Source organism: Flavobacterium sp. FlaQc-47, from assembly GCF_044006475.1.
GTDB lineage: Bacteria > Bacteroidota > Bacteroidia > Flavobacteriales > Flavobacteriaceae > Flavobacterium.
The window spans coordinates 466,281-487,186 of the sequence record NZ_JBIPCQ010000003.1 but is presented as its reverse complement, the minus strand read 5'-3'; the positions used below and the strand labels follow the sequence as shown (position 1 = coordinate 487,186).

The following is a 20,906-nucleotide window of genomic DNA, read 5'->3' as shown; positions in this document are numbered from 1 at the left end:
TCATTGACCTTGGTGGTATCTTTGTACTATAAAAATAACAAAACAAACATCATCATGGAAAATATAGTATTACATAAAGCAGAAACAAGAGGAAACGCAAATCACGGATGGCTTAATGCTTATCATAGTTTTAGTTTTGCAAGCTGGTATAACCCTGAAAGAATTCAGTTTGGAGCACTTCGTGTTTTAAACGATGATACAATTGCAGGCGGAATGGGTTTTGGAACTCATCCACACGATAATATGGAAATCATTACGATTCCGCTTGAAGGAGATTTAGCACACAAAGACAGCATGGGAAATACTGAAATCATCAAAAATGGTGATATTCAGGTGATGAGTGCCGGAACGGGAGTTCAACATAGTGAATTTAATCCAAATGCAGATCAGCAAACTAAATTATTACAAATCTGGCTGTTTCCTAACAAAAGAAATGTAGATCCCCGTTACCAACAAATTACTTTGAATGTTGCTGACAGACACAATAAATTATCACAAATTTTATCTCCAAATCCAGATGACGAAGGGGTTTGGATTCATCAGGACGCATGGTTCCAAATGGGTAATTTTGATTCCGGAATCAGCACTGAATATAAAATCAAAAAAGAAGGAAATGGAGTTTACGCTTTCGTTTTAAAAGGAAATGTAACTATCAACGGTCAGGAATTAAATACTCGTGACGCAGTTGGAATCTCCGGAACTGACATATTAAACATACAAGCAAATACTGATGCGGAATTTTTATTAATGGATATTCCGATGAACTATTAATTCTAAGAAGCAATTAATACTTTTTTTTCAGGAAACGATAATAAATCTGTTTATCAGGTTTTTATCGTTTTTCTTTTGCAGAATAAAAAAGGTTTCTCGCAGATTTTGCAGATTAAGCAGATATTTATTAGAATTCATTTTCACAAATAATCTGTGTAGATCGGGTCTTTTTTTTAAAAAATTCGTAAGACAAACATTGATAGAAATCTGCTTAATCTGCAAAATCTGCGAGAAACTAAAACATTTTTTTCATCCTGAAAGCAGTAACAAAAAAAATGTATAAAATCATCACATTTTTCATTTCTTAATCTAGGTTAAGTGCCAAATAAAGACAGTCGAAGTAACTTTGTCCTATCAAAATGAAATTAATTATTTAAAAATAAAAATTATGGCAACTACAAAATGGTCAATTGACCCAACACATTCAGAAATTGGTTTTAAAGTTAAACACATGATGTTTACCAATGTTTCAGGAAAATTTGGAACTTACGATGCAACAATTACTACAGAAGGTGAAAACTTCGAAAATGCAGCAATTGAGTTTTCAGGTGATATCGCTTCTATCGATACTGCAAATGCAGACAGAGATGGTCATTTAAGAAGTGCCGATTTCTTTGATGTTGAGAACAATCCTAAATTAACTTTCAAAGGATCATCATTCAAAAAAATAGACGCTGGAGATTATGAATTAACTGGAGATTTAACTATCAAAGGTGTTTCAAAATCAGTAAAATTTCCTGTAGAATTTAGCGGAATCATGACTGATCCATGGGGAAATACTAAAGTTGGTTTAAGTATTGAAGGAAAAATCAATCGTAAAGATTGGGGTTTGAACTGGAACTCTGCACTTGAAACAGGTGGTGTTTTAGTTGGAGAAGAAGTTCGTTTAAACATTGAATTACAATTTGTAAAACAAGCTTAATTCTATAATATTAGGTTTTAATTTGGTTGGTTCAAAAGCCTGTACTTTTTAGAAAGTACAGGCTTTTTCCATTAAAAGTTTGCCGCAAATTACACGAATTTCCACAAATTTATTTATTCCAAAATGAAATTTTTAGTGAAAATTCGTGCAATTCATGGCAAAAAAACTTATCGCACAGTATTTCTAAATTCTGTTGGAGAAAGTCCTGTTTGCTTTTTGAAGAATCTGGAGAAATAGGAATAGTCTTCGTAACCCACTTTAAATGCCACTTCGTTTACCGCTAATTTCTTATCAATCAACATTCTTTTTATTTCGAGAATTACGCGATCTGTAATCACTTCCGTGGCGGTTTTTTGCAGAATTTCATTGCAGATTCTGTTCAAGTGTTTCAAAGTAATGTTTAATTTTTCTGCATAAAATGAAGGCAATTTTTCCTGCCTGAAATATTGTTCCAGAAGCACTTCAAACTTATCGATTTTGATATTATACGAATGCGTTTGATGCGAATAGGTCTCATTGTATTTGCGGGCAATTTCGATATGAATGCAATCTAATAAATTCAACATTTTATCGATTTGATATTTGTTTTCTACATTATTTTCCTGAATCAGCAAATCAAAATAAAGTAGGATTTTTGGAATTTCTATTTCTTCAAAAACCATTTCCGGTCGATTGTGAATCGAATGGTAAAAATTATATTCGTTGATATTTTTCTGTCCGAAATATAAATTATACAATTCCTGCGAAAAGATAATCACAAAACCTTCAATATCTTCAGACAAACTCCAATGGTGCATTTGTCCGGGCTGCAGCACAAATAAACTTCCTTTTTTAATTTCGAATTGGTCAAAATCAACCTCATGCCGGCCGGAACCTTTGGTAAAAAAAACCATTAAATACGAATCATGACGATGCGGTTCTTCGACAAAACTGTGACTTTTTAAATGTTCCGTAAACGTATTTACATAAAAATCACGATGAATATCATTGCAGCTAAAATTCTGAACACTATAAATTGGATATTTTTTCATACGCTATTAGATTACATTTTAGATTTTTTGGCATTTGGAATTTCAGTTTTGGAATTTTACCCCAAAATGTCTTTATTGTGCTATAAGTAGCGAAGATATAAAAAAGACTTTTAATGGATTCTAAATTACCTTTGTATAAATAAAAACAACAAGATCATGTCCAGTGCATTAACTCATATTTTCAAAAACGAATGTCCTATTTGTCATACCGGGAAAGTATTTAAAGACAAAAATATTTTCCTTAATTTTAGTTTGCCAAAAATGAATGAATATTGCAGTCATTGCAATTATAAGTTTCAGAAAGAACCTGGTTATTTTTTTGGCGCGATGTATGTAAACTACGGATTAACTGTTGCTCAAGGTATTGCTACTTATTGTGTTGCCCAATTTTTCTTCGAAAAAAATTTCGATTTAAGAATCATTCCAATTATTGCTGTTGTAATTATTTTATTGACTTCTTTCAATCTCCGATTTTCAAGATTAGCATGGATTTACATGTTTAAGGATTATACGAGCTAAAAAAATACTATTTTTGCGTTTCAATTGAAACTAATTTTCAATTCAAAAAAATTCAACTTAAATTAGAGAAATGAAAGCATACGTATTTCCAGGGCAAGGCGCACAGTTTACAGGAATGGGCAAAGACTTATATGAATCATCGGCTTTAGCCAAAGACTTATTCGAAAAAGCTAATGAAATTTTAGGTTTTAGAATTACAGATATTATGTTTGAAGGTACTGCCGAAGAACTAAAAGAAACTAAAGTGACTCAGCCGGCTGTTTTTTTACATTCGGTTATTTTAGCAAAAACTTTAGGCGAAGATTTTAAGCCGGAAATGGTTGCAGGACATTCTTTAGGAGAGTTTTCTGCATTGGTTGCCAATGGAACTTTATCTTTTGAAGATGGACTTAAATTAGTTTCTCAACGTGCCCTTGCGATGCAAAAAGCGTGCGAAATTACGCCATCTACAATGGCAGCTGTTTTAGGTTTAGCTGATAATGTTGTTGAAGAAGTTTGTGCTTCTATTGACGGAATTGTGGTTGCTGCCAACTACAACTGCCCGGGACAATTAGTAATTTCAGGAGAAACTACAGCAGTAGAAAAAGCTTGCGAGGCAATGAAAGCTGCCGGAGCAAAACGTGCTTTAATTTTACCTGTTGGAGGAGCTTTTCACTCCCCAATGATGGAACCGGCAAGAGAAGAATTAGCCGCTGCAATTGAAGCAACAACTTTCTCTACTCCTATTTGCCCAGTGTATCAAAATGTAACAGCAAGCGCTGTTTCTGATGCAAATGAAATCAAAAAGAACTTAATAATACAATTGACTGCTCCGGTAAAATGGACGCAATCAGTTCAACAAATGATTGCTGACGGAGCTACTTTATTTACAGAAGTAGGACCAGGAAAAGTATTGGCAGGTTTGATTAGCAAAATTGATAAAGAAGCGGTTACTGCGAATGCCTGATTAGTATTCAGTTTTCGGTCGCAGTTTTCAGTTTTCAGTATTGGCGATATAAATAAAATCCTCATGAACAGATTGTTGATGAGGATTTTGCTTTTATAGTTTATTTACTTCTGAACTATTATTATTTATAATTCCTGTTATTAAATAATTTTTATCTCTTTTTTCAAAAAACACATACCAAGTAGTTTTAGTATTTGGTTTATAGAAAATATAATTTGAACCTAAATATTGTAACGATTTTGGTGTTTTCTTATGCGGAAAACTAGAAATATTTGAGATTATAAAATTTAAAATTTTGTCTGTATAATTTTGGGCAGATTCCGCAAAACCAAAATACTCTTTCTTAAAAAGAGCATAAACTAAATTATCAAAATATTCCAGAACAGCCTTTTCAAAAATTACTTTTTCCAAGGATATGCTTTTATTCTTTTAGACATTTCAGCTTTAAATTCCTCCGGTGTTAAACCTTTAGCAAACTCAGCATCAAAATCAAAAGTTTCGCGATCTATTCCTTTAAATTTAGGTTTTTGAATTTCATATTCAACAGCAGGCTCTTCAACCTTATTATCTTTCGCATCTTCTTTTTTCTTATTCATAATTCCTACAATTTAATCTTACAAATTTACAAAATAAAATCCTTCCAAAATAAAAAACCCAAATAATATAAAATTATTTGGGTTTTTAATATTGATATGTTAGAAAGGCTGCTGTGACTCTACTCTAAACTGTGACCGCGACTTAACACTAATCTAAGAACGCACTTTTTGTTCCCATTTCCAGGCACTTGCCATTGCTTCATCTAAATTTAATTGTGCTTTCCAGCCTAAAACGTTATTTGCTTTATCTGTATTGGCGTAAGCTTCTGTAATATCACCTTCACGGCGCGGCATAATTTTGTATGGTAATTTTTTCTCGCTTACTTTTTCGAAACTATTAATTACTTCAAGGACTGAACTTCCCGTTCCTGTTCCTAAATTAAATGTTTCTACTTTTTGTACATTCTTTTTATTAAACAAACGCTGTAGTGCAATTACATGGGCTTTTGCTAAATCAACTACGTGAATATAATCACGAACTGCAGTTCCGTCAGGAGTTGGATAATCATTTCCAAAAACAGATAATTCTTTACGTAAACCCATTCCTGTTTGTGTAATAAAAGGCACTAAATTTTGAGGAACTCCTAATGGCAATTCTCCTATTTCGGTGCTGGAATGCGCTCCAACGGGATTAAAATAGCGTAATAAAATTGCGCTGATATTGGTTACTTTTGCAGTATCTGTAATAATTTCTTCTCCTATTTGCTTTGTATTTCCGTAAGGAGACATTGCTGTCTGTACAGGAGCATCTTCTGTAATTGGCATTTTTTCGGCCTGACCGTAAACTGTACAAGACGAACTAAAGATAAAACTTGCTTCAGGTTTTTGCTGCAATTCCTGTAAAAGATAAATCAAACTGTTAATATTGTTTTCATAGTACAACAAAGGCTGTTCTACACTTTCGCCAACTGCTTTTGAAGCAGCAAAATGAATTACACCAGTAACATCATTATGTTTTTTAAAGAAATCCTGAACTGACGCTTTTTCTCTTAAATCTAACTTTTCGAATAATGGCGTTTTACCAGTAATTGCTGTAATCCCTTTTAAAACATCTTCGGTAGCATTAGAAAGATTATCAATTATCACTACTTCAAAGCCTTCATTTTGCAATTCGACTACGGTATGAGAACCAATAAATCCTAATCCTCCTGTTACTAATACTTTCATTTTTTGGTTACTTTTTATGTAGTTAATTTATAAGCTTGTCTCGCAATAAGAATCCATTTATTCTTTTGCTTTTGCCAAACCAGCATTATTCCTATTTTAATATCTTTATCAATTCCGTCATCTTTTGTATGTGCGGCCAAAACATGACTTACAATAGCAACGTCATTTTGAATTGTTATGGTTTGATTTTGAAAATCTATAGTAACAAAATCAGATTTTCCGCTGACAATTCCGTCAATAAATTCTGCCTGATTTTGAAAATTACCATTCGAATGAACGTAACTCAATTTATCAGAAGTCAATGCTTTTAATTTCACTCCATCTGCATCAATCATCGCTTTACGCAAAATTTCGACTTGATTACTGATCGCTGTTTTATCTTTTGAACCTGATTTTTGAGAAAAAACCGAGAACTGAACAACCATTAAAACTAAAAGACAAATCCTTTTCATAATTTATTTGTTTAAAAATTCTAAAACAGAATCGGTAATAAATTTAATTTGCTCATCATCTAATTCTGTATGCATTGGCAAAGCAATAACTTCTTTTACTAATTGATTAGTAACCGGAAATTGTTCTTCTTTATAACGAGAATCCAGATATGCTTTTTGTGAATGTAATGGAATCGGGTAATAAATAGCACATGGAATTTGCTTATCCTGCAAATGCTGCAATAAAGCATTTCTGTCTGCATCAATAATTCTCAATACATATTGATGAAAAACGTGATCATTTTCATCTGCATCAAATTCCGGAGTTATTATATGTGCATTTCCTGCAAAAGCTGCATTGTACTTTGAAGCCGCTAAACGACGTGCAGCATTATACTCATCTAATAAAGGTAATTTTGCATTTAAAACTCCAGCCTGAATACTATCTAAACGTGAATTCACCCCAACAACATCGTGATGGTAACGCTCATACATTCCGTGATTTACAATTCCGCGAATAATGTGCGCTAATTTATCGTCATTAGTAAAAATTGCGCCGCCATCTCCATAACAACCTAAGTTTTTAGAGGGAAAAAATGACGTTGCAGCAACTTGTCCAATCACTCCTACTTTGCTTTTTGTTCCTGATTTAGAAATATAATCAGCACCAATTGCTTGTGCATTATCTTCGATTACATATAAATTATGTTCAGCAGCAATTTCCATAATTGCGTCCATATTTGCAGCGCGACCAAATAAATGTACCGGAACAATTGCTTTTGTTTTTGGCGTGATTGCTTTTTTAATTGCTTCGATATCAATGTTCATGTTTGCAATATCAACATCAACTAAAACCGGTGTTAATTGCAACAATGCAATTACCTCAACTGTAGCCGCAAAAGTAAAATCAGCAGTAATTACCTCATCGCCAGGTTTTAAATCCAAAGCCATCATCGCAATTTGCAAAGCATCTGTTCCGTTTGCACAGGGAATTACATGTTTTGCTCCCAGATAATCTTCCAGATTCTTTTGAAACTGATGAACTAAAGGTCCGTTTATATAAGTATTTGTATCTAAAACTTCTTGAATAGAAGCATCAACCGTAGTTTTTATTTTTTCGTATTGACTCTTTAAGTCAACCATTTGAATTTTTTTCATTTTCAATATATTTTTAAAATTAAAGAACCGTTTTTAAAACAGAATCTCTAAAAGGAGGAACAAAAATAGTTATTTAATACCTTCAAACCAATGAAAATAATCGAAAGAACCGTAATTTAGCCACAAAAATAAACAGATGCTTTTTCTATATAATTTAGTTATTTCTATTGCGGGGTTTTTTCTGAAAATTGTGGCGCTTTTTAGTCCGAAAATTAAACTTTTTACAAATGGCCGAAAAAACGTTTTCACTATATTAGAAGAGAAAATAAAACCTACAGATAAAACAATCTGGTTTCATTCTGCATCGCTTGGCGAATACGAACAAGGCTTGCCGGTAATTGAAAAAATCAAGGAAAAATATCCTGAACATAAAATCATCGTTACTTTTTTCTCCCCTTCAGGATATGAAGTACGCAAAAATAATACAGTTGCAGATGTTACTGTTTACCTGCCATTAGACACAAAAAGCAACGCAAAGAAATTCTTAAAACTGGTTCATCCTGAATTAGCCTTTTTTATAAAATATGAATTCTGGCTTAACTACTTAAAAGAACTCGAAACAAGCAAAACTCCCACTTACTTAATTTCGGGAATTTTCAGGGACAATCAAATGTTTTTTAAATGGTATGGCGGTTTTTACCGAAAAGCACTAAAAGCATTTACCTACTTTTTTGTGCAGAATGAAAGTTCTAAAGATAAGATAGAAGCAATAGGATTTGATAACGTTGTGGTTTCCGGCGACACTCGTTTTGATCGCGTCAATGCTATTTTAGAAAGGGACAATTCACTTGATTTTATCGAAAAATTTAAAAACAACAAACCTGTTATCATAATAGGAAGTTCGTGGCCAAAAGACGAAGCTTTAATCGCCGAATATATTAATCAGGCACCGGAAGATGTAAAATTCATTATTGCACCGCATAACATCAAAGCCGATCAAATTTTAAATTTAAAATCTCAGATCACAAAATCTACAGTACTATTTTCAGAAAAAGGGACTCTTGATTTATCAAATTACAACGTTTTTATAATAGATACGGTTGGATTACTGACTAAAATCTATAGTTACGGCACCATTGCGTATGTTGGAGGAGGTTTTGGAAATCCGGGAATTCATAATATACTTGAACCTGCAACATTTGGTATTCCAATTATTATTGGTCCCAATTATTCGAATTTTGCCGAAGCCATTCAACTTGTAGCACTTCAAGGCTGCATTGTAATCTCTAATTTTAATGAATTAAAAGAAAACTTAGACCTCCTACTTACCGACGAAAATTTTTTAACAGAAAAAAGTAAGATTTGCTATGCCTATATTCAGGATAATACAGGAGCAACAAACACGATTATGAATGTCGTTTTGTAAGTGATTTAATTAAACATGTAGCATCTTTGAGTCGTAATTATACAAAAAAGAGCTTAAACAGGCTATTTTTACCCATATCTGGATAGTAAATATTCAATTAAAAACAAAACAAACTGCAACGAAGAGAATAAAATAGCCAATTCTCTTATTGAATCTTCAACTAAAAATAATTTATTCAAAAAATACAATAATATAACATAATTTTAGCATTATGGCATATTATTTGATAACTAAGATAATCGTGAGCAAATGAAAATATTTTAAAAAAAAAATAAAAAAATATTTTACATATTAAAAAATTTATATCTTTGCCACGAATTAATAATTAACCTTTTATAATAAAGTAAGATGAAAAAAGTATTTTTAAGTTTAGCTGTTGTTGCTGTTTTAACTGTTGTTTCTTGTAAAAAAGCTGATGCTGCAGCTACTGAGTCTGTAGATTCTACTGCTGTAACTGTTGATTCTGCTGCTGCTGTAGTTGATTCTGCTGCTGCAACTGTTGATTCTGCTGCTGCTAAAGTTGATTCTGCTGCTGCTAAAGTAGAAGAAGTAAAAAAATAATTAGAACCTAGTTTCTAAAAATTTTAAAACCATCCTTGAGATGGTTTTTTTTGTGCTTATATTTTGACAAATTTTAATATTTTCGAAATTTGTCAAAAATAATCCTCAATAATAAAAAATTCCAAATTCCAATTAACATGTTATTGGAATTTGGAATTTTTAAATAATTGGAATTTCTTTTTTATCCTTCAACCTCTTCTCCAATTTCCTCCATCTCCTGATCTTCATCATCAAAAATCGATTCACTGGACGAGAAGTCTAAAATTTCAGATCTTGAAGCATAGGTTACAATTTCTTTTATTCCTTTTTGCAGAAGCAATTCTGTAGTGTATTTACGGCTTGTTGCAAAGTGAAGCTCACCCAACATCAATTTAAAAAAATACTTTCCTCCCGAGCCTTTAAATTTCAAAAATCTCGCCTGATCAATAATCAATTTAAATTTCTCAATATCTTCTTCGCATTCAAATTTCAGTTCATAACTCAAACTTGTAAATATCACTTTACCTTTCCTGGAAGTAAACACGAATTTATATTCATCATTAAATCTTTTACTTATTACGAAAGCACCCATTTGTTATTTTAGATTTTAGATTGTTGATTTTAGATTTCTTAGATTCTTAGATTCTTAGATTCTTTAAAATAAATTTACTGTGTAAATTTATTTTAAACCACCGCGAGTTTACAGCATAAAAAAAGCCTCTTCAAAAGAAGAGGCTTTAGTACTCAGAGCGGGACTTGAACCCGCACGAACATTGCTGTTCACTGGATTTTAAGTCCAGCGTGTCTACCAATTTCACCATCCGAGCATTATATGGCATTGAGCGAAAAACGGGGCTCGAACCCGCGACCTCGACCTTGGCAAGGTCGCGCTCTACCAACTGAGCTATTTTCGCGTTTCAAATTCTTGTAAGAACTACAATACTTGACTTGTTCTGTATTGCGAGTGCAAATTTAGGACATTTATTCAATTACACAAGCGTTTTTTGAAAAAAAAATTTACTTATTTTATAACTTTCTGATAACCTAAACTTTAAATCTGAAATTTATTTTTTAACCAGCATTCTTTTAATCTCATTGAGTTTCATTAATGCTTCAACCGGAGTTATCGCATTAATGTCAAGACTCATGATCTCTTCTTTTATTTCTTCTAACAATGGATCATCTAAATTAAAAAAGCTCATTTGCATTTCGTCTGCCGCTGATTTTACTCCGTTTAAGGCATCGCTTGAATGATTCTTCTCTAATTTCTTCAATAACTTTTGGGCTTTTAAAATTACAATTTGGGGCATTCCCGCCATTTTTGCAACGTGAATTCCAAAACTATGTGCACTTCCTCCTTTTACCAGTTTACGAATAAAAAGAACAGTATCTTTTAATTCTTTTACCGCAACATTATAATTCTGAATTCTCGGCAACGATTCGGTCATTTCGTTTAATTCATGATAATGCGTTGCAAATAAAGTTTTAGGTTGTGAGGGATGTTCGTGTAAAAACTCGGCAATAGCCCAGGCAATTGAAATCCCGTCATACGTACTTGTTCCTCTTCCAATTTCATCCAACAGCACTAAACTACGATCAGATATATTATTCAGGATAGAAGCCGTTTCATTCATCTCGACCATAAAAGTAGATTCCCCCATCGAAATATTATCCGATGCTCCTACTCTTGTAAAGATTTTATCGACAATCCCCATTCTCACACTGTCAGCCGGGACAAAACTTCCCATTTGAGCTAATAATACAATTAAAGCGGTTTGTCTTAAAATAGCTGATTTACCGGACATATTAGGACCGGTTATCATGATAAGTTGCTGAGTTTCCCTGTCAAGAAAAACATCATTTGCAATATAAGGTGTTCCAACCGGTAATTGTTTTTCGATTACGGGATGTCTTCCATTTTTAATTTCAAGCTCAAAAGTTTCATCTATTTCAGGACATACATATTGATTCTCTACGGCCAATTGCGTAAACGAACATAAACAATCTAATTGTGCTACCAAATTTGCGTTCATCTGAACCGGTTTGATATAAGTAGCAATCCACGCGACTAATTGCTCAAAAAGATCGGTTTCGATTTTATGGATTTTTTCTTCTGCGCCTAAAATTTTGGTTTCGTATTCTTTTAATTCTTCGGTAATATAACGTTCTGCATTTACCAGGGTTTGTTTACGAATCCATTCTGTTGGCACTTTGTCTTTATGCGTGTTTCTAACTTCGATATAATATCCAAAAACATTATTAAAGGATATTTTCAAAGACGAAATTCCTGTTCGCTCTGATTCTCTTTTTTCTATTCCTTCCAGATATTCTTTTCCTGATGTTGAAATATCCCTTAGATCATCAAGTTCTTCACTTATTCCTCTTGCAATTGCATTTCCTTTTGAAATTGCAACCGGCGCATCCTGATTTAAGGTGGTTTTAATTTTTTCTCTTAATAAATCACAGGCATGTAAACTATCCCCAATAACTTTTACAGCTTCCTGCGGACTTGCAAGTGCCAAAGTTTTTATTGGAATTATAGCGTCAAGGGATTCTTTTAAATAAACAATTTCTCGTGGAGAAACTTTTCCTGCCGCGATTTTAGAAATCAAACGCTCCAAATCTGAAATTTGTTTGATTTGATATTGCATATTGTACAATACTTCAGAGTTGGATTTCAAATATGAAACCACATCATGACGCCCTTTTATTTTATTACTGTCTTTTAATGGTAAAGCCAGCCAGCGTTTCAATAAACGTCCGCCCATTGGCGAAAGCGTTCTGTCGATAACATCTAAAAGTGTTACTGCATTTGGATTGTAACTATGGTATAATTCTAAATTTCTAATGGTAAAACGATCCATCCATACATATGCATCTTCGGCAATTCGCTGAATCGCTGTAATATGCTGCACGCGATTGTGCTGAGTCTCGGATAAATAGTATAAAATTGCTCCGGAGGCAATAATTCCTTCCTTTAATTCTTCGATACCAAAACCTTTTAAAGAAACGGTCTGAAAATGTTTCGTCAAAGTTTCTAAAGAATAATCTTCTTTGTAAATCCAGTCTTCCAGATAAAAAGTATGAAAATCTTCTCCAAAAGCTGCCTTAAAATCTCCTTTATTATTTTTAGGAACAAGTATTTCACTCGGATTAAAGTTCTGTAATAATTTATCAATGTATTCGGCATTTCCCTGAGCGGTTAGAAACTCTCCGGTCGAAACATCTAAAAAAGAAACTCCGATATTTTTATTAGCAAAATAAACCGATGCTAAAAAGTTATTTGTTTTCGATTGTAAAACTTCATCATTTAAGGAGACTCCCGGAGTTACTAGTTCAGTAACACCACGTTTCACGATAGTTTTGGTCATTTTAGGATCTTCAAGCTGATCGCAAATCGCTACACGAAGTCCGGCTTTAACCAATTTAGGCAGATACGTATTGATGGAATGGTGCGGAAAACCTGCTAATGCGGTTTCAGTTTCAGAACCTGCCCCTCGCTTAGTCAATGTTATCCCAAGGATTTTTGAAGCTCTTACAGCGTCTTCTCCAAAGGTTTCATAAAAATCACCTACTCTAAAAAGCAAACATGCATCAGGATATTTTCTCTTGATTTCGTTGTACTGTTTCATTAACGGTGTTTCTTTCACCACTTTCTCTTTCGCTGCCAAATTATTGTATTTTAAATGAAAAATTAAGACAGCGAATTTATAATATTTTGAAGGAATATCGCAGTGCTTCAAAAATTAAAATATTTTAAGATTTTTTTATATTAAGATTTAAGAATTTTATATAGATTTGTTCATAATTAAAACAAAGATTCTTAAAGATGAAAAAAATAATTTTATTCGCTATGTTAGCTGTAGTTGGAATTACTGCTTCTAACGCTCAAAGCACTAAAAAAGCAACTGCAAAAGCTGCTAAAGTTGCTAAAGTTGATGGAGCCGGAATGGCTTTTGAAACAGAAACTATTGATTACGGAACTATCGCTCACAATGCTGATGGAAAACGTGAATTCGTTTTTGTAAACAACGGAACTAAACCATTAATCATTACAAATACACAGGGATCTTGTGGTTGTACTGTACCAACAACTCCAAAAGAGCCTATCGCTCCTGGTGCTAAAGGTATCATTGGTGTAAAATATGCTACTGACAGAGTTGGTGCTTTTACAAAAACTGTAACTGTTACTTCTAATGCTGAAGGACAACCTACAAAAGTACTTACTATTAAAGGTACAGTTTTACCGGATCCGGTTAAAAGCTAATCTGAAAAACAAATAAAATAAATCGAAAAAGCTTCCTTATCTTTGGAAGCTTTTTTTATGACCTGAATTCAACACAAATGAGAAAACTAGAAAATAGCGAACTGGACAGAAAATCAATCGAAGATTTTAAAAAATCAGATAAAACACCTTTAATTTTAGTTTTAGATGACATTCGCAGTTTACACAATATTGGATCTGTTTTTAGAACTGCTGATGCTTTTTTGATCGAGAAAATAATATTATGCGGTATTACGGCTACTCCGCCCAATAAAGAAATTCATAAAACTGCTCTTGGCGCTACCGAAACTGTTGCATGGGAACATCACGAAAACGTATTGGAAGTTATCGAAAATTTAAAAAAGGACAATGTAGTAACATTAGCGATTGAACAGGTGGAAAGCTCCGTGTTTCTTCAGGATTTTAAAGTGGAAAAAAATCAAAAATATGCGCTTGTTTTCGGTAACGAAGTTTATGGCGTAGCTCAGGAGGCAGTTGCAATTTGTGATGGCTGTATTGAGATTCCGCAATTAGGAACAAAACATTCTTTAAATATTGCCGTAAGTGCAGGAATTGTAGTTTGGGATTTGTTTCAGAAACTTAATTGGCCAGCTGTTATTGAGTAAACAATCTAATTTTATACAATGTTATTTTACAGCAGATTCAGGCTTTAATTGTTAGAAATTGAAATATATTTTTTTGTTCTTATAAAATTGATACTTTTATAAAATGAAAAGAACCAATTTCGTAAAAACAACCATTTTCTTTTTTGTTTTAAGTTTCATTCAATCTTATGCAAATGAGAAAATTAAAACTTCAAGCAAAACTGTAACTACCACCATAAACGATACTCTCAAATCAAATAAAAAAACTGGCAAAGTTCGTTTTGCTACTACTCCACCTGTATTAAAAGCGACTGGCGATCAATTGTATTGTCCGCAAAACGCCATTACTATTGTTACCGCTTTTTCCATAACTCACGATCCTCTGGAACCGGGAACTCAAGCCGCTTATATTCAAATTTCTTCCGGTTATTCTTCCGGTTTCGACAAATTAGCACTTTCAAATACCGCAACCCATCCTTCGATTATATCAAATTGGGATGCTACTGCCGGAAAATTAACATTATCAAACCCGACAGGTGCTGATGTTTTATATTCTGATCTTGAAGCCGCTATTAAAGATGTTGTATTTACTAATTCATCAGCTACTGCTTCAGGAACTAAAACTTTTTCGATCACAATTGGTCAGGCTAATTATTTGCCATCTACACAACATTATTATTTATATGTTCCCAATATAGGGATTACCTGGACTGATGCAAAAACAGCTGCTGAAGCCAGTACTTATTACGGATTAAAAGGGTATCTGGCTACTATTTTATCTACTGATGAAGCTAAATTAGTAGGAGAACAAGCTTCCGGAACTGGCTGGATTGGCGGCAGCGATGCCGATACCGAAAATGTCTGGAAATGGGTTACAGGACCGGAAGCAGGAACTGTTTTCTGGAACGGAACTACAAATGGTTCGACTCCAAATTTTGCTTTCTGGAATAGCGGAGAACCTAATAATCAGGGAGGAAATGAAAAATATGCGCATATCACGCAACCCGGAATTGGAATAAGAGGATCATGGAACGATTTATCCAATACAGGAGATCCAAGTGGCAGTTATCAGCCAAAAGGTTATGTTGTCGAATATGGCGGAATGCCCGGCGAATTACCTTTGGAAATTGCGGCAAGTACAAAAATCACTATTCCGGTTGCAACACCTGCTGTAAATCAAAATTCGGTTTGTGACTCAGGAAGCTTTACTTTAACTGCTACTGCAACAAATGGAGCCACAATTAATTGGTATGATGCTGCAACTGGAGGAACTTTATTAACCACAGGAAATTCATATACAACCCCAATATTAAATACAACAACAACTTATTATGTTGATGCAGGTTGCGAATCAAACCGAAAAACGGTAATTGCCACAGTAAATGCAACGCCTAATCAATCTGTTGCAACTTCATCCACGGTTTATAATTGCGGATCAGGAAGCGTTGTTCTTGAAGCCAAGGCAAATATTGGTGTTATTAATTGGTTCACAACTTCTACCGGCGGAACAAGCATTTATACGGGAAATAGTTTTACAACACCTACAATTTCTTCTAACATTACTTATTACGCAGAAGCGTCAAATAATATTTGTATTAATTCAAATCGAACGCCTGTAAATATTGTAATTTACACTCCGCCTATCGTTACAAATGAAACTTTGGCTTTATGCCAATTTCAAAAAGTTACTCTCGATGCAGGGATTTCCGGAATGACATATTTGTGGAATACCGGTGCAACATCTCCAACTATTGATGCTACTGCCGGCGGAACTTACACTGTAGATATTACAAGTCCTGCTCCTGAAAATTGTACCAGCCGAAAAACAATTATAGTGAATGAACATGAAATTCCGCAAATAGACCGAATTGATGTGAATGGAACTACGGCAGTAATTCATCTTAAAAAAGAAACGGATTATTTTGAATATTCGGTTGACGGATTAAATTTTCAGGATTCTAATTTATTTTATGATGTTCCGGGAGGATTGCAAACGGCTTATGCGCGAGAGAAAAACGGTTGCGGACAAACAACACTAAACTTTGTTGTGCTTGTTTTTCCCGCATTTTTTACTCCAAACAATGATTCGTATAATGATTTATGGGAAGTAACCGGAATGGAAAATTATGCGCAGGCAGAAATTACTATTTTTGACCGATACGGAAAACTAATCGCCCAATTGAATTCGTCTAAAATGAGCTGGGACGGAACTTTTGATAAAACTCCTCTTCCTGCTTCTGATTACTGGTATGCTTTGAAAGTGGACAATACCAAACCTGTTTTAAGAGGACATTTTTCTTTGAAGAGATAAATTAATTAGAAAATTAGATAATTGTTCAAAATGCTGTAGATAATTATGTCTTTTTCTAATTGGCACATTGACACATTATCCTATTTTCTTCTGAATTTCATTTAAGATAAAAAGATAATCTTCGTGCTTTTTTACAAAATCCCGATCAGAAACATCTATAATCAAAACATTCAGATCTGTTTGGGATTTGATATAATCTAAATAACCATTATTGATTTTATCCAGATATTCTGCTTCAATATTTTGTTCGTAAGTTCTGCCACGTTTCTTGATGTTTTGAAGTAAACGCTCTGAATTCTGGTACAAATAAACGTACAGATCAGGTTTTGGCATTTCCTTATAAATAATATCAAATAAGTTGCGATACAAGCGATATTCATCTTCTGCTAAGGTAATTTTAGCAAAAATTAATGATTTAAAAATATGATAATCGGCTACGATAAAATCTTTAAATAAATCAAATTGCGCTAAATCATCTGATAATTGCTGATAACGATCTGCGAGAAATGACATTTCTAACGGAAAAGCATAGCGGTTTTGATCTTTATAAAATTTGGGCAAAAAAGGATTGTCGGCAAAACGTTCTAAAACTGTTTTGGCATTAAAATCTTCGGCAATTTTTTGTACCAGTGTAGTTTTTCCTGCGCCAATATTTCCTTCAAAAGCAATATAATTAAAGTTTTCAAGGGCAATTTCGCGTAAAGGATTTTTTAAATTCTGGACTATTGTACAAACCGCGTCATCAGGAGAATTTGCAATTAATTCTGAAATAGATTTTTGAAAAACAGGATGTTTCCAGTCTAACTTTAAATCCTGCATTGGCAGTAAAACAAAATTTCTGTTTTGCATTAAGGGATGCGGAATTTGCAGTTTCTCAGAATCAATAATCTGGTCATCAAAAACAATCAGATCAATATCGATAATTCTGGATTGATATCCTTGTTGTTCCGTTCTGATTCGTCCTAGTTGTTTTTCAACTTTTAAAACCTGATTCAGTATTTTTTGTGCCGATGAATTGGTGTGTAAAACCAGAGCGCAATTATAAAATGCATCGCTTTCAAATCCCCATGCAGGAGTTTCGTATAGTTTAGAAACCCTGATAACAGTTCCCACTTCCTGATGTATTAAATCAATACAACTTTCGATGTTTGCTAACCTGTTTCCCTGATTACTTCCTATAGATAAAACGACTTGATGCTGTGACTTCATAATTACTGCAAATTAACTAAAACTATTTTAGAATTACCTATATTATTTAAGGCAAGACTGAGAAGTTTCTAACCGCTTTAGATTTTTTATTTGCCATAACTATCTTAAAAACTTGAAACATAATGCAAAAATACTTTATCTTTAATTTAGAATTAAAAATGTAAAAACTACAACTATTTGATCAAATGGTGTTTGATAAATAATTTGTTTTTAGATTACATTTGTAACAAACCAGCCTTTTTCGCTACTTATTAAAAAAAAATATACTTATGAAGTTTTTAGGAAATGTAATTGCCACAGTTGTTGGTATTTTTGTATTTATTATGTTCTTCTTTTTCGGAATAATTCTTATTGGAGCTATTTTTGGAGGAGACGATACTGTTTCTGTCAAAGGCGATTCGGTTATAGAATTAAACTTAAAACAAATTCAGAATGATTATGCCGGGAAATACAAAGATCCCTGGGTAACTGTTTTCTCAGATAAAAAAGAAGTTGGTTTAACCGATGTCATCAATGCAATCGAAGCTGCAAAAAAAGATGACAATATTAAAGGAATTTCAATTTTAAATGATGAATCTTCTTTAGGATTAGCACAATATAAAGATTTGAGAAATGCGCTTGAAAGCTTCAAAAAATCAGGGAAATTTGTTTGGGCTTATGCCAATACGTATTCACAAAAAGAATATTATTTAAACTCTGTTGCCAATACCGTTTATATTAATCCTGCGGGTGATTTAGATTTTAAAGGACTTTCGTCTGAAGTGATGTTCTTTAAGGATTTTCAGGATAAATCAGGCATTCATATGGAAGTGATTCGTCACGGGAAATATAAAAGTGCTGTTGAACCATTTTTAGAAAATAAAATGAGCGATGCTAACAGAGAACAAGTTACGGCTCTTTTAAACTCGATATGGACAACGGTTTCTACTGATATTTCGAAAAGCAGAAATATTCCTCTTGCTAAATTAAATGAAATTGCAAACGGTTTATTAGCCCGCACTCCGGAAATGGCAAAAGCACAACATTTAGTTGATATTGTAGCGTATGAAGATGTGTATCATAACGCCATCAAAAAAGCATTGAAAGTGAAAGGCGATGATGATTATAATAAAATTTCTATTTTAGATTATACTCAAAACAATGTTACAACGGCTTTAACTAACTCAGCAAGTGATCAAATTGCTATTATTTACGCTCAGGGCGAAATACAAAGTGGCGAAGGAGATGTTACAGTAATTGGCGAAGGTTCTATGCGACGTTCTTTACAAGAGGCTCGAAAGGATGAAGATGTAAAAGCAATTGTTCTTAGAATTGACAGTCCGGGTGGAAACGCTCTGACATCTGATTTGATCTGGAGAGAAATTGAAATCACTAAAAAAGTAAAACCGGTGGTAGTTTCAATGGGAAATTATGCCGCTTCTGGAGGGTATTATATTGCTTGTAACGCCAACAAAATTTTTGCAGAAAGCAATACAATTACAGGTTCTATTGGTGTTTTTGGAATTTTACCAAATTTCAGCCCTTTGGCCAATAAACTAGGAATCAATACAGAACAAGTTAAAACACACGAAAACTCCGCTAATTATAGTCCGTTTGTGCCAGTTGACGAAAAGTTTAAGGCTTTTACCTTAGAAGGAGTGGAACATATTTACAACACATTTGTAACGCATGTTGCTGAAGGCAGAAAAATGACTTTTGCCCAGGTTGACGCAATTGCACAAGGAAGAGTATGGTCAGGAAGCGAGGCTTTGAAAATAGGTCTTGTGGATAAAATTGGCGGACTAAATGATGCTATCGCTGAAGCGGCTAAAATTGCCAAAATAAAATCATACAGTACTCAGAATTATCCTGAATACGAAAAAACATTCAACGATTTACTTTCTAATTTACCTTTTGCACAATCAAAAGAAGCTTTTATAAAAGAAGAAATTGGCGAAGAAAATTATTTACTTATTGAGCAGGTAAAAAGACTTCAAAAGCAAAAAGGAGTTCAGGCAATGCTTCCTTTTGGACTGAACATTAAGTAATTCTATTATTAATATGAAAAAGATATTTGCTGTTGCTGCAATTTTGTTTTTGGGTTTTGCTAATGCTCAGGATAAAAACGGAATCACGTTTAAAGAATCTCCCGTAATTTTAAAAATTAATATAGATCAGCTTTTTGGAACACTGACTACTCCGGATTTAAAAACAAAATATCCGGTAGCATTGATCATTTCGGGTTCAGGACCAACAGACCGAAACGGAAATAATCCGATGATGAAAAACAATTCGCTGAAAATGCTGGCCGAAACGCTGGCAAAAAATGGAATTGCATCATTACGATATGATAAAAGAGGCATTGGCGAAAGCAAAGCATCTGCAGTTTCTGAACAAACGCTGGTTTTTGAAAATTATACTGAAGATGCCAAAAGCTGGATTAATTTATTAAAACAGGACAAACGTTTCTCTCATGTAATTGTAATAGGTCACAGCGAAGGTTCATTAATAGGTATGATTGCCGGTGCAAAAGCAAACAAATTTATATCAATTGCCGGCTCGGGAGAATCTGCTGATAGATTGATAAAAGCGCAAATTACGTCAAAATCAAATAAACAATTAGAGGATTTAACCTTCCCGATTATCGATAGTCTGAAAAGCGGCAATACTGTAAAAAAAGTAGATCCAATGCTTAACTCGCTTTTTAGAGCAAGCATTCAGCCTTATTTAATTTCCTGGTTCAAATACAATCCGCAAACGGAAATTAAAAAGTTAACTGTTCCTATTTTAATTTTGCAGGGAAACAAAGATTTACAAGTGACTGAAAAGGATCCAGAACTTTTATCGCAAGCCAACAAAAATGCGGAACTTTTGATTGTGGAGAACATGAATCATATTATGAAAACCATTGAAGGTGATAGTCAGGCAAATATGGAAAGCTATAATAAGGAGAGTTTACCACTTTCAGAAATCATGACAAATAAGATTGTTTCGTTCATTAAAAAATAATCTAAATCATAAAAACAGTATAAATCCGTTTGAATCTATATTCAGGCGGATTTTTATTTTTAACAAAAATAAAAATATTCCT

20 protein-coding genes and 2 tRNA genes are annotated in these 20,906 nt (G+C 33.4%); 11 read left to right on the top strand and 11 right to left on the bottom strand.

Annotated features, from left to right (window positions below):
- The first annotated feature begins 54 nt into the window (after positions 1-54).
- Both ACHRVX_RS11695 and ACHRVX_RS11690 read left to right on the top strand, forming a co-directional pair.
- Positions 55-771: a pirin family protein gene (locus ACHRVX_RS11695; protein ID WP_395332368.1), complete on the top strand. Its 717-nt coding sequence runs from the start codon at positions 55-57 to the stop codon at positions 769-771.
- Positions 772-1,159: 388 nt separating this feature from the next.
- Positions 1,160-1,693, top strand: a complete 534-nt coding sequence (locus ACHRVX_RS11690; protein WP_395332366.1) for a YceI family protein — start codon at positions 1,160-1,162, stop codon at positions 1,691-1,693.
- 167 nt (positions 1,694-1,860) lie between these two features.
- Here ACHRVX_RS11690 and ACHRVX_RS11685 read toward each other — a convergent pair whose 3' ends face one another.
- The gene (locus tag ACHRVX_RS11685) at positions 1,861-2,724 is read right to left on the bottom strand and encodes a helix-turn-helix domain-containing protein (protein ID WP_395332364.1); all 864 of its coding nucleotides are present in this window, start codon (positions 2,722-2,724) and stop codon (positions 1,861-1,863) included.
- A 156-nt stretch (positions 2,725-2,880) separates the two neighbouring features.
- Here ACHRVX_RS11685 and ACHRVX_RS11680 point away from each other — a divergent pair, with 156 nt between their 5' ends.
- Complete coding sequence (locus ACHRVX_RS11680; protein ID WP_395332362.1) at positions 2,881-3,243, top strand: DUF983 domain-containing protein; 363 nt, start codon at positions 2,881-2,883, stop codon at positions 3,241-3,243.
- A 70-nt stretch (positions 3,244-3,313) separates the two neighbouring features.
- Complete coding sequence (fabD, locus tag ACHRVX_RS11675; RefSeq protein WP_395332361.1) at positions 3,314-4,189, top strand: ACP S-malonyltransferase; 876 nt, start codon at positions 3,314-3,316, stop codon at positions 4,187-4,189.
- A gap of 93 nt (positions 4,190-4,282) precedes the next feature.
- On the opposite strand, the gene ACHRVX_RS11670 is transcribed toward fabD, so the two are convergent.
- The 5 genes from ACHRVX_RS11670 to ACHRVX_RS11650 all read right to left on the bottom strand — a co-directional run bounded on the left by ACHRVX_RS11670 (position 4,283) and on the right by ACHRVX_RS11650 (position 7,541).
- Positions 4,283-4,600 carry a hypothetical protein gene (locus ACHRVX_RS11670; RefSeq protein ID WP_395332359.1) on the bottom strand — a complete coding sequence of 106 codons (318 nt, stop codon included), beginning with the start codon at positions 4,598-4,600 and terminating at the stop codon, positions 4,283-4,285.
- Positions 4,588-4,785: a hypothetical protein gene (locus ACHRVX_RS11665; protein ID WP_395332357.1), complete on the bottom strand. Its 198-nt coding sequence runs from the start codon at positions 4,783-4,785 to the stop codon at positions 4,588-4,590. Before ACHRVX_RS11665 ends, ACHRVX_RS11670 begins: the two co-directional genes overlap by 13 nt.
- Before the next feature lie 153 nt (positions 4,786-4,938).
- A complete protein-coding gene (galE, locus tag ACHRVX_RS11660) occupies positions 4,939-5,952 on the bottom strand; it encodes a UDP-glucose 4-epimerase GalE (RefSeq protein WP_395332355.1) in 1,014 nt (337 codons plus the stop codon).
- Positions 5,953-5,966: 14 nt separating this feature from the next.
- Positions 5,967-6,404, bottom strand: a complete 438-nt coding sequence (locus ACHRVX_RS11655) for a nuclear transport factor 2 family protein (protein ID WP_395332353.1) — start codon at positions 6,402-6,404, stop codon at positions 5,967-5,969.
- Positions 6,405-6,407: 3 nt separating this feature from the next.
- Positions 6,408-7,541, bottom strand: a complete 1,134-nt coding sequence (locus tag ACHRVX_RS11650; RefSeq protein WP_395332351.1) for a DegT/DnrJ/EryC1/StrS family aminotransferase — start codon at positions 7,539-7,541, stop codon at positions 6,408-6,410.
- Positions 7,542-7,677: 136 nt separating this feature from the next.
- On the opposite strand from ACHRVX_RS11650, the gene ACHRVX_RS11645 reads away from it, so the two are divergent.
- Entirely contained in the window at positions 7,678-8,907 is a 1,230-nt protein-coding gene (locus ACHRVX_RS11645) for a 3-deoxy-D-manno-octulosonic acid transferase (RefSeq protein WP_395332349.1), read from the top strand.
- A gap of 348 nt (positions 8,908-9,255) precedes the next feature.
- Complete coding sequence (locus tag ACHRVX_RS11640) at positions 9,256-9,468, top strand: hypothetical protein (protein WP_213295569.1); 213 nt, start codon at positions 9,256-9,258, stop codon at positions 9,466-9,468.
- A gap of 181 nt (positions 9,469-9,649) precedes the next feature.
- On the opposite strand, the gene ACHRVX_RS11635 is transcribed toward ACHRVX_RS11640, so the two are convergent.
- The 4 genes from ACHRVX_RS11635 to mutS all read right to left on the bottom strand — a co-directional run bounded on the left by ACHRVX_RS11635 (position 9,650) and on the right by mutS (position 13,118).
- Entirely contained in the window at positions 9,650-10,039 is a 390-nt protein-coding gene (locus ACHRVX_RS11635) for a DUF1508 domain-containing protein (protein ID WP_395332347.1), read from the bottom strand.
- Between the two features lie 149 nt (positions 10,040-10,188).
- Positions 10,189-10,274, bottom strand: a tRNA-Leu gene (locus ACHRVX_RS11630).
- A gap of 14 nt (positions 10,275-10,288) precedes the next feature.
- Positions 10,289-10,361: transfer RNA gene (locus ACHRVX_RS11625), tRNA-Gly, on the bottom strand.
- Between the two features lie 150 nt (positions 10,362-10,511).
- Positions 10,512-13,118 carry a DNA mismatch repair protein MutS gene (mutS, locus tag ACHRVX_RS11620; RefSeq protein WP_395332345.1) on the bottom strand — a complete coding sequence of 869 codons (2,607 nt, stop codon included), beginning with the start codon at positions 13,116-13,118 and terminating at the stop codon, positions 10,512-10,514.
- Between the two features lie 158 nt (positions 13,119-13,276).
- Here mutS and ACHRVX_RS11615 point away from each other — a divergent pair, with 158 nt between their 5' ends.
- The 3 genes from ACHRVX_RS11615 to ACHRVX_RS11605 all read left to right on the top strand — a co-directional run bounded on the left by ACHRVX_RS11615 (position 13,277) and on the right by ACHRVX_RS11605 (position 16,627).
- Positions 13,277-13,714 carry a DUF1573 domain-containing protein gene (locus ACHRVX_RS11615; RefSeq protein ID WP_395332343.1) on the top strand — a complete coding sequence of 146 codons (438 nt, stop codon included), beginning with the start codon at positions 13,277-13,279 and terminating at the stop codon, positions 13,712-13,714.
- Between the two features lie 77 nt (positions 13,715-13,791).
- Positions 13,792-14,337, top strand: coding sequence for an RNA methyltransferase (locus tag ACHRVX_RS11610; RefSeq protein WP_395332341.1), 546 nt, complete (start codon positions 13,792-13,794; stop codon positions 14,335-14,337).
- 103 nt (positions 14,338-14,440) lie between these two features.
- Positions 14,441-16,627, top strand: a complete 2,187-nt coding sequence (locus ACHRVX_RS11605; RefSeq protein WP_395332339.1) for a T9SS type B sorting domain-containing protein — start codon at positions 14,441-14,443, stop codon at positions 16,625-16,627.
- 75 nt (positions 16,628-16,702) lie between these two features.
- Here ACHRVX_RS11605 and folK read toward each other — a convergent pair whose 3' ends face one another.
- Positions 16,703-17,836, bottom strand: a complete 1,134-nt coding sequence (gene folK / locus ACHRVX_RS11600) for a 2-amino-4-hydroxy-6-hydroxymethyldihydropteridine diphosphokinase (protein ID WP_395332337.1) — start codon at positions 17,834-17,836, stop codon at positions 16,703-16,705.
- 269 nt (positions 17,837-18,105) lie between these two features.
- On the opposite strand from folK, the gene sppA reads away from it, so the two are divergent.
- Positions 18,106-19,863 (top strand): signal peptide peptidase SppA, encoded by a 1,758-nt coding sequence (sppA, locus tag ACHRVX_RS11595; protein ID WP_395332335.1) that lies wholly within the window; start codon positions 18,106-18,108, stop codon positions 19,861-19,863.
- A gap of 13 nt (positions 19,864-19,876) precedes the next feature.
- Positions 19,877-20,824, top strand: a complete 948-nt coding sequence (locus ACHRVX_RS11590) for an alpha/beta hydrolase (protein ID WP_395332333.1) — start codon at positions 19,877-19,879, stop codon at positions 20,822-20,824.
- The last annotated feature ends 82 nt before the right edge of the window (positions 20,825-20,906 follow it).

Coding starts and splice junctions, on each gene's coding strand:
- ACHRVX_RS11685 (WP_395332364.1), bottom strand. CDS start 2,724: ATGAAAAAATATCCAATTTATAGTGTTCAGAATTTTAGCTGCAATGAT.
- ACHRVX_RS11665 (WP_395332357.1), bottom strand. CDS start 4,785: ATGAATAAGAAAAAAGAAGATGCGAAAGATAATAAGGTTGAAGAGCCT.
- ACHRVX_RS11645 (WP_395332349.1), top strand. CDS start 7,678: ATGCTTTTTCTATATAATTTAGTTATTTCTATTGCGGGGTTTTTTCTG.
- ACHRVX_RS11640 (WP_213295569.1), top strand. CDS start 9,256: ATGAAAAAAGTATTTTTAAGTTTAGCTGTTGTTGCTGTTTTAACTGTT.
- ACHRVX_RS11610 (WP_395332341.1), top strand. CDS start 13,792: ATGAGAAAACTAGAAAATAGCGAACTGGACAGAAAATCAATCGAAGAT.
- sppA (WP_395332335.1), top strand. CDS start 18,106: ATGAAGTTTTTAGGAAATGTAATTGCCACAGTTGTTGGTATTTTTGTA.
- folK (WP_395332337.1), bottom strand. CDS start 17,836: ATGAAGTCACAGCATCAAGTCGTTTTATCTATAGGAAGTAATCAGGGA.
- fabD (WP_395332361.1), top strand. CDS start 3,314: ATGAAAGCATACGTATTTCCAGGGCAAGGCGCACAGTTTACAGGAATG.
- ACHRVX_RS11655 (WP_395332353.1), bottom strand. CDS start 6,404: ATGAAAAGGATTTGTCTTTTAGTTTTAATGGTTGTTCAGTTCTCGGTT.
- ACHRVX_RS11690 (WP_395332366.1), top strand. CDS start 1,160: ATGGCAACTACAAAATGGTCAATTGACCCAACACATTCAGAAATTGGT.
- galE (WP_395332355.1), bottom strand. CDS start 5,952: ATGAAAGTATTAGTAACAGGAGGATTAGGATTTATTGGTTCTCATACC.
- ACHRVX_RS11680 (WP_395332362.1), top strand. CDS start 2,881: ATGTCCAGTGCATTAACTCATATTTTCAAAAACGAATGTCCTATTTGT.
- ACHRVX_RS11650 (WP_395332351.1), bottom strand. CDS start 7,541: ATGAAAAAAATTCAAATGGTTGACTTAAAGAGTCAATACGAAAAAATA.
- ACHRVX_RS11695 (WP_395332368.1), top strand. CDS start 55: ATGGAAAATATAGTATTACATAAAGCAGAAACAAGAGGAAACGCAAAT.
- ACHRVX_RS11590 (WP_395332333.1), top strand. CDS start 19,877: ATGAAAAAGATATTTGCTGTTGCTGCAATTTTGTTTTTGGGTTTTGCT.
- ACHRVX_RS11605 (WP_395332339.1), top strand. CDS start 14,441: ATGAAAAGAACCAATTTCGTAAAAACAACCATTTTCTTTTTTGTTTTA.
- ACHRVX_RS11615 (WP_395332343.1), top strand. CDS start 13,277: ATGAAAAAAATAATTTTATTCGCTATGTTAGCTGTAGTTGGAATTACT.
- ACHRVX_RS11635 (WP_395332347.1), bottom strand. CDS start 10,039: ATGGGTGCTTTCGTAATAAGTAAAAGATTTAATGATGAATATAAATTC.